At 73.2% G+C, this 7,756-nt stretch carries 7 protein-coding genes; 6 read left to right on the top strand and 1 reads right to left on the bottom strand.

All coding sequences use genetic code 11. The features are described 5' to 3' along the window. From BJF79_RS27575 to BJF79_RS27565, 3 genes are all read left to right on the top strand, one after another. Positions 1-1,649, top strand: a 1,649-nt coding sequence (locus BJF79_RS27575; RefSeq protein WP_262402671.1) for an SseB family protein, incomplete at its 5' end; no start/stop codon positions are given. Beyond that, complete coding sequence (locus BJF79_RS27570; protein ID WP_262402670.1) at positions 1,646-2,134, top strand: hypothetical protein; 489 nt, start codon at positions 1,646-1,648, stop codon at positions 2,132-2,134. The genes BJF79_RS27575 and BJF79_RS27570, both read left to right, overlap by 4 nt. Then, positions 2,131-3,180 (top strand): hypothetical protein, encoded by a 1,050-nt coding sequence (locus BJF79_RS27565; RefSeq protein WP_143220207.1) that lies wholly within the window; start codon positions 2,131-2,133, stop codon positions 3,178-3,180. The genes BJF79_RS27570 and BJF79_RS27565 overlap by 4 nt, the downstream gene beginning before the upstream one ends. A gap of 4 nt (positions 3,181-3,184) precedes the next feature. On the opposite strand, the gene BJF79_RS27560 is transcribed toward BJF79_RS27565, so the two are convergent. Next, the gene (locus BJF79_RS27560; RefSeq protein WP_075901707.1) at positions 3,185-4,000 is read right to left on the bottom strand and encodes a TrmH family RNA methyltransferase; all 816 of its coding nucleotides are present in this window, start codon (positions 3,998-4,000) and stop codon (positions 3,185-3,187) included. A 211-nt stretch (positions 4,001-4,211) separates the two neighbouring features. Here BJF79_RS27560 and BJF79_RS27555 point away from each other — a divergent pair, with 211 nt between their 5' ends. The 3 genes from BJF79_RS27555 to BJF79_RS27550 form a co-directional block, all read left to right on the top strand. Beyond that, entirely contained in the window at positions 4,212-6,401 is a 2,190-nt protein-coding gene (locus BJF79_RS27555) for a substrate-binding and VWA domain-containing protein (RefSeq protein ID WP_262402669.1), read from the top strand. A 14-nt stretch (positions 6,402-6,415) separates the two neighbouring features. Next, on the top strand, positions 6,416-6,589 hold the full coding sequence (locus BJF79_RS61885; protein ID WP_262402668.1) for a hypothetical protein: 174 nt from the start codon (positions 6,416-6,418) through the stop codon (positions 6,587-6,589). Between the two features lie 258 nt (positions 6,590-6,847). Beyond that, positions 6,848-7,756: RNA polymerase sigma factor (locus BJF79_RS27550; RefSeq protein WP_075901705.1), on the top strand; the 909-nt coding region annotated here is incomplete at its 3' end.

The following is a 7,756-nucleotide window of genomic DNA, read 5'->3' as shown; positions in this document are numbered from 1 at the left end:
GCAGGAGCCGACGGCCGAGCCCGGACCACCCAGCGCACCAGCCGCAGCACGGCACCGCCGGGCAGACCGACGACCCACGGCTGCGCGGACTGGCGAGCCTCGACACCAGCCAGGCGACCGAGGGGCCGCAAGGTCCGACGGCCGAACCCGGGCCCCTCGGCGGACCACCCGCGCACGAACCGCAACACGGCGCGTCCGGGCCCGGCACCGCCGGGCAGACCGACGACCCACGGCTACACGGGGTGCCGAGTCCCGAAACCAGCCAAGCGGCCAACGGACCGCAAGGGCCGACGGCCGAACCCGCAACACTCGGCGGACCACCCGCGCACCAACCACAGCACGGCACCACCGGGGAGGTCGACGACCCACGGGTGCGCGGACTGGCGAGCCTCGACACCGCAGGAACCGGGCGTCCTCCCGCGACGGGAGTGCCGGGCGGCCCTGAGCACGCGACCGACGGGCCGCTGGAGCCGACGGCCGGGCCCGGGCTGGACGGGGCGTCCGGCGGGGGCGACTACGAATGGCCTGGGCACGCGGACGAAGCGCAGATGCCGGGCTCGCAGGGCGGGGCGTCCGAGCGCGGGCTGCGGGTCGTGCCGGAGGCGGAGGCGGAACCGGAGCCGGCGTTCGAGCCCGGCAACCGGATCGACCAGGAGTTGTACGAGGCCACGCTCGCCGGGGACTCGGACGCCTTCCTGCGGATCCTCCTGAACGCGAACGTCCTCGTCCCGATACCGGAGGGTGCGCCGCTCGAGGTGACGCCGATCCAGCGGGACTTCCGCTGGGACGCCGCGTTGCGGGACGACGCGGCGGTTCGGGTGTTCACGTCGCTGGTGCGGCTGCGCGAGATCATGCCGGAGGCGCGGTTCGTCTACGCGGACTTCCGTGAGCTGATCGGCGTGTGGCCGAACGCGGAGTGGGCGATGCTGCTCAATCCGGGGACGCGGATCGGCGCGTCGTTGCGGGGCGAGCAGGTGCGGGCGCTCAGCGAGTGGGCGGTGCGCGTCGGGCTGGTGCAGGCGCGGCCGGAGGTGCCGCTGCCGCCGCCGCGGGAGCCGGAGCCGCAGCCGAGCGCGGACCCGCGGCCGGAACCGCAGCCGGTGGCGGATCCGGACGACCGGGTGTCGCAGCTCGCGATCATGCAGAAGGTCGTGCCGCACGGGCATGTCGCCTGGTACCTGGAGCAGGGGTACGACCGGGTCGGCGGGTTCGTGCATCTGACGAGCGACGTCGCCGAACTGCAGACGCCCGTGCAGCTGTACGAGGCGTTGGGCCTGCTCTACGAGGATTCTCCGTTCGCGCCCGTCGACGAGGGCGTCTACGTGATCCGGTGGCCCGCGTACTGTCCGGACGTCTACCGGGTCCCGTTCGGCGGCGCCACGGAGGCGGAGATGGCCGCGTGGGGCGAGTCCGGGTGGGTCGTGGAGCGGGCGCCGTTCGTCGGGACGGGGTTCGCGCCGGGGAGCGCCGGGTCGATCCGGGAGTTCAAGGTGGACAGCATCCGGTTGCCGTACGGCTCCGAGATGTACTACCTCGCCCCCGACCGGTCGGAGCGGTTCGTGGCGATGTACGACCCGGACCGGCTCGGCTGGCTGCGGCCCGAGGCGAGCGCCGAGGGCCGGGACGGACGGACGGAGGCCGCGCAGTGATCCGGGACGGTTACGTCGCACGGTGGCTCGGGCGCGACTTCGAGGCGTCGCCCGGGGCGGACGGCGAGGTTCGGCTGTACACGCCGGACGCGACGGAGGGCTTCGAGGAGCTGCGGCCGGGCCGCTACCGGCGGATCGTGCCCGCGTCGGAGGTCGAGGAGCTGCGTTACGTCCGGACGGCCTGCACGTGGCGGGGCGAGCCGTTCGTCGTCGTCGGCGAGCACGAGACGTGGGTGCGGGTGGAGTACACGGGCGGACGGGCGCCGGTCGCGGTGCGGCTGGGCCTCGACCGGATCGACCACGGGGTGTGGCAGGCGTGGGCGCGCGCGCGGAGGTCGAGAACGTCCGCCAGGAGTTCGTCTGATCGGGGGTTGATCCGGGCCGGGATCCGTGTTCGCATGAGTCCGGGGCCGATCCCCCTGATCGTCACGGCCGTTCACAAGACGACGGAGGTGCTGCGGCGGTGGTCTGCCGACCGGCGGTGAAACCGCTCTTTGTTGGGCTCGGTGCTGCGGCGGTGCTGGCCGCGGGCGGCGCCTCGGCCGTCGCGGCCACGGATCCGCCGTCCCCGTCGGCGTCCCCCACGACGTCCCCCTCGGGCACCCCCACGTCTTCCCCGACCGAGACGCCGCAGGCCGGGACGCTGAAGGTCGACGTCGATCCGGCCGAGCAGACGGCGAAGGCGGGCGAACCGGCGGAGCTGACGGTGCACGTCGCGGCTTCGGGCGGGACGGTCGAGGGCGTCAAGATCCTGGGGTTCAAGGCGACGACGACCGGGCCGAAGCCGGACGTCGAGGGCGCGTGCGAGGAACCGTTCGACTCGGCGACCTGCGTCATCGGGACGCTCGGCGAAGACGAGAAGGAGACCGTCGGCTGGAAGCTGTCGGTGCCGAAGGACGCGAAGAAGAAGGTCGAGATCGGTTTCACCGTCACCGTGACCGCGTCCGGTCTCGAGGAGGACGTGTCCCGCACGGCCACCGTGACCTTCACCGTCCCGCCGCCGGCCGAGTCGCCGTCCCCCACTCCCTCCCCGACCGGCGATGACGACGATGACGGCGACGAGGGTTCCGGCGGAGGCGAATCGAACGACTCCGGCTCGTCCGGTTCCGGCTCCGGCTCCTCCGGTTCGTCCGGGTCCGGGTCCTCCGGTTCCGGGTCGGGGGCCTCTGGCTCCGGTGGGTCTACCGACCTCGACGTGCCCGACTATCCCGATCCCTCGCCGAACTCGTCCTTCGACTCGCAGAGCCCGGACGTGGCGCTGCCGCCGCTGGCGGCGCCGAGCCCGTCGGTCGCGCCGGGCGCCGTCCCGGCCACGCCGCAGAGCCGGCTGCGGCCGAACAAGTCGCCGGTCGCGCAGGAGTTGACGTTCGAGCGGATGGCGAGCACGCAGGTGGCGTGGCTGGCGGCGCTGATGGTGGTGTTCGGGCTGCTGCTGACGCAGGTGCGGCTCGGCCGGCGCTCCGCGATCGCGCGGGGACGGGTGCCGAGGGGGCTGCACCGGCGGACGCGGCGCGGCATGTTCGGCCGCTGAGACGTCAGGCGCGCAGGAGGGCGTGGCAGGCGATCGCGGCGGCGGCCGTGACGTTGAGGGAGTCGACTCCGGTCGCCATCGCGGTGGGGCTCATCGGGATGCAGACGCGGTCGTCGGCCTCGTCGAGCCAGTGGGACGACAGCCCGTCGCCCTCGGAGCCGAGCATGAGCGCGACGCGGTCGCCCATCGGGGCGGTGTCGAGCGGGGTCGACGCCTGGTCGGGGGTGAGGGCGAGGAGCCGGAAACCGGACGCGCGCAGCTTCGCGAGGTCGTCGCGCCGGTTCGTCATGCGCGCGTAGGGGACGGCGAAGACGGCGCCCATCGACACCTTGACGGCGCGCCGGTAGAGGGGGTCGGCGCATCGCGGGGACAGGACGACCGCGTCGATGCCGAGGGCGGCGGCGCAGCGGTAGATGGAGCCGACGTTCGCGTGGTCGACGAGGTCTTCGAGGACGAGGATGCGGCGGGCCCCGGCGACGACGGTGTCGACCGGCGGGAGGGGCAGCCGCGCCATGGACGCGAGCGCGCCGCGGTGCACCTGGAATCCGGCGACCTGTTCGAGGACGGCGTCGTCCGCGACGTAGACGGGGGCGGTCAGGCCGTCGAGGAGGTCGGCGAGGGGGTCCGCCCAGCGTCGGGCCATGAGCATGGACCGTACGGGGTGCCCGGCGGCGACCGCGCGGCGGATGACCTTCTCGCCTTCGGCGACGAACAGGCCGTGCGCGGCCTCCAGGCTTTTGCGGAGGTTGACGTCGCGGAGCCGCACGTAGTCTGACAGGCGCGGGTCCGCGGGGTCTGTGACGGGGACCAGGGAGGTCATCCCCCCATTGTGCCGGTGCCACAAGGCCGGTTGCGGCCAGGCCGGTGGCGGGGCGTCCGCGCACCGCCACGTTGACGCAGGATGCCAGGTTCGTCCAAGCATACGTTCATGACCTGCGTCATTAGCGGTTTCGAGTTCTTTGTAACCTCTATGCCGTACTACTACAGTGCCGGGGAACATCGGCGGGTTTTTGGGTGAATCGAGGGCAGCCATGAGCGGACGTCATCGCAGTGACTTCCCCGAGGGGGACGACGGGTGGGACCCGTCCAAGCCCGTGTTCGGTCCGGCGAACGACGGATCGTCCGACTGGTTCGGCGCCCGCAACCCGCAGACACCGCCGCCCGGGCAGGGCGGGCCGGGGCCCGGGCCCGCGCCGGGGCGGACGGGTGAGACGCACGAGTGGTACGTGCAGCGTCCGTCGTCCGAGCAGCCGGTTCAGGGCGGCGGCGGGTACGGCGGCCCGGCGGCCTCGGGCGGTTACGGCGCCGGACGGCCCGCCGAGGCGTCCGGCGGGTACGGCGAGGCCGAACGGCCTGGTTCGTCCGGTTCGGGTGCCTATGGCCAGCCGGGACGGTCGAGCGGTCCGGGTTCGGGCGGGTACGCGGCCCCTGGTGCGTCCGGCGGGCATCGGGCTCCGCAGGGACGTCCTCCGGAGAGTTCGCCCCTCGCCGGCACCGGCTACAGCGAGTACGAGTCGATCCGCAGTTCGGACGAGACGCCGACCGGCTTCTTCGGCGGACGGGCGGGCGGTTCGTCCGGCGAGTACGGCGGCGGGTCGGGCGAGTACGGCGGGGGCTCCGGCGGGTCGGGCGGTTCCGGCGAGTACGGCGGTTCGGGCGGCTACGAGTACGGCCGCAAGCGCAAGCGCAAGCGGAGCCGCAAGGGCGCGCTGCTCGGCCCGCTGGCCGGGGCGGTCGGCCTGGTCGTGCTGCTGGGCGGCGGCGTGTACGCGTTCGCGCAGGCGGGCGGCGGCTGCTCGGGCGACGACGCGATGACGCTGTCGGTCGCGGCGGCGCCCGACATCCAGCCGGTGATCGTGAAGGCGGCGAGCCGGTTCAACGACACCGGGCACGAGGTGTCCGGCAAGTGCGTCCAGGCGCACGTGAAGTCGGCCGAGCCGTCGGCGGTGTCGACGCTGCTGTCCGGGCAGGGCGTGGCGACCGGCGACGAGGAGCGCCCGGACGTGTGGATCCCGGACTCCTCGCTGTGGATCTCGCGCTCGGCGTCCGCGGAGGGCAAGAGCCCCGTCACGTCCTCGACGTCGCTGGCCAAGAGCCCCATCGTGATCGGGATGCCCTCGACGCTGGCGGAGCGGCTGAAGCAGAACGGCGTGACCTCGACGCCGTCGTGGGACAACCTGCTCAAGGCGGCGGGCGGCGTCGCGGGCGGCGCGGTGACCAAGAACCAGATGATCCCGGCCGGGTCGGTGCGGCTGTACACCCCGGACCCGATGAAGAACGCCGCGGGCATGGGCGCGCTGATGGTCACCAACATGCTGCTGGCCAACGACCCGAACCGCCAGTCGATCTTCACCGGGATCGTCCGGACGGTCCGGGAGAGCCAGGTCCCGACGGTGGAGGCGCAGTTCGAGCAGTTCGGCAAGGGGCAGGGCGGCGGCAAGCAGCCGATCTCGCTGTCGTCGGAGCAGGCGCTGTGGGCCTACAACCAGACGAAGCCGAAGGTGCCCGCGGTGGCGCTGTACCCGATCGAGGGCACGCTGTCGATGGACTACCCGTACGCCGTCACCACGCCGGACTCCGGTGAGCAGCAGGCCGCGAAGCTGCTGGAGGAGACGCTCGGCGACTCGCAGACGAAGGAAGACCTGCAGGCGGCCGGGTTCCGCGCGTCCGACGGCAGCGCCCCGGCGGCGTTCAGCGAGCAGGGCGGCGTCAGCCAGGCCCGGCCGCGGCAGCTGCCGATGCCCAAGGGCGAGGAGGTCAACGGCGTCATGCAGGCGTGGGCGAAGCTGACGCTCGGCCTGCGGATGCTGACGCTGATCGACGTGTCCGGCTCGATGGCGGAGATGGTCGACGAGAACACCAACCGGCTGCAGGCCATCGGCGCGGTCTCGCAGGGCGGGCTCGGCATGATGTCCGACGACACCGAGATGGGCCAGTGGCTGTTCTCCACGAACATGAAGAACGGCGCGCCCTACGAGGTGACGGTGCCGATGGGCCCGCTCGGCGAGCGGATCGGGTCCAACACGCGGCGGAACCGGGTCCTGTCGGTGCTGAGCAAGATGCGCCCGAACCCGACCGGCGACACGGCCCTGTACCGGACGATGCTGGACGCCTACGAGAAGATGAGCAAGACGTTCAAGCCGGAGTTCGGCAACTCGATCCTGCTGCTCACCGACGGTAAGAACGACGACCCGGAGGCCCGACGCTGCAGGAGACCCTGACGAAGCTGAAGGCCATGCGGGACCCGAACAAGCCGATCCAGGTCAACATGATCGGGTTCGGCCCGGGCGTGGACAAGAACGAGCTGGAGCAGATCGGCGAGGCGACGGGCGGCGGCGTGGCGGTCGCGCAGACGCCGGAGGACATCCAGAAGATCTTCCTGCAGATGCTTTCTCGCCGCATGGGGTGACACGTCCGACACATCAAGTAGTTTCCACTTTTTCCTCCAAGATCTGTCAACCGGGCGGCCGGGTCGCCCGTCGAACATATGGAGGCCCGACGGGGAGCGGGGCCGTCGGGCCTCCATCTTTCTTCTCCTCTCCGGCCCGTACGCCGACGCCCTTCGAGCGCGGTGGCCGGAAGAGTCGAACGCCTCCTCTGTCTCACCGGCCGGTCCGTCCCTGATGATGTGGACGACGGCCGTGCTCTCAGCCCGCGGGAGGACCTCGTGTCCGGTTGGCCCACCTTCGATCGCGCCGATGACGAACGGTCGGCCCGCGCCCTCGCGGGCGGCGACCCCGCCGCCCTCCTCCAGGTCATGGACCGCTACGCCGCCCGTCTCTACGACTACTGCCACGCGTTGCTGCGCGACCGCGACGCGGCGGCCGCGGCCCTGCACGACGCGCTCGTCGGCGCCTCCGCGCAGGTCTCGCACCTGCGGGAGCCGCACCTGTTCCGGGCGTGGCTGTACGCGCTCGTCCGGGCCGAGTGCCTGCGGCGGCTCGGCGACCCGGCCCGTCCGGTGGAACGGCACGAGGCGCCCGAGGTCGAGGACGGCTTCCTGGACGAGGAGGAGCTGGCCCGCCGCCTGGAGGCCCGCCGGCTCGTCCGCGGCGCCCTGTCGGTGCTGCGCGGCCGCGAGCGCGAGGCGCTGGACCTGACGCTGCGGCACGGCCTCGACATCGCCGAGATCGGCGGCGTCCTCGACATGGACGCGCCGGAGGCCGCGGAACTCGCGGACGCGCCCGCGCCCGGCTGGACGACGCGCTCGCCGCCGCTCGCCTGCTGCGCGACGCACCGGACGTCTGCCCGCACCTCGCCCGCGTCGCCGCGGAGGGCGGCGCGTGGCCGCTGCCGGCACCGGCCGTCCGCGACCTGGTCCGGCACGTCGGGTCGTGCCCGGCGTGCGCCCCGCACGTCGACCGGTCGCCGTCGGCGGCGCGGCTGCTGGGCCTGCTGCCGGTCGCGATGCTGCCGCACGACCTGCGCGGCCGCATCATCCCACGGCCACCGACCCGGCCATGGCCGCCGAGTACGCCGCCGTTGCCGACCGCGCCGGGCCGTTCGACGAGTGGGCGTGGCCCGTCCCCGGCGACCGCGCCGCCGCGGCGGGCGGCGCCGGGGCGCGGCCGGACGA

Source organism: Actinomadura sp. CNU-125 (assembly GCF_001942465.1).
Classification (GTDB): domain Bacteria; phylum Actinomycetota; class Actinomycetes; order Streptosporangiales; family Streptosporangiaceae; genus Spirillospora.
The sequence above is the reverse complement of the archived record's forward strand: the minus strand, read 5'-3'. Positions and strand labels throughout refer to the sequence as shown.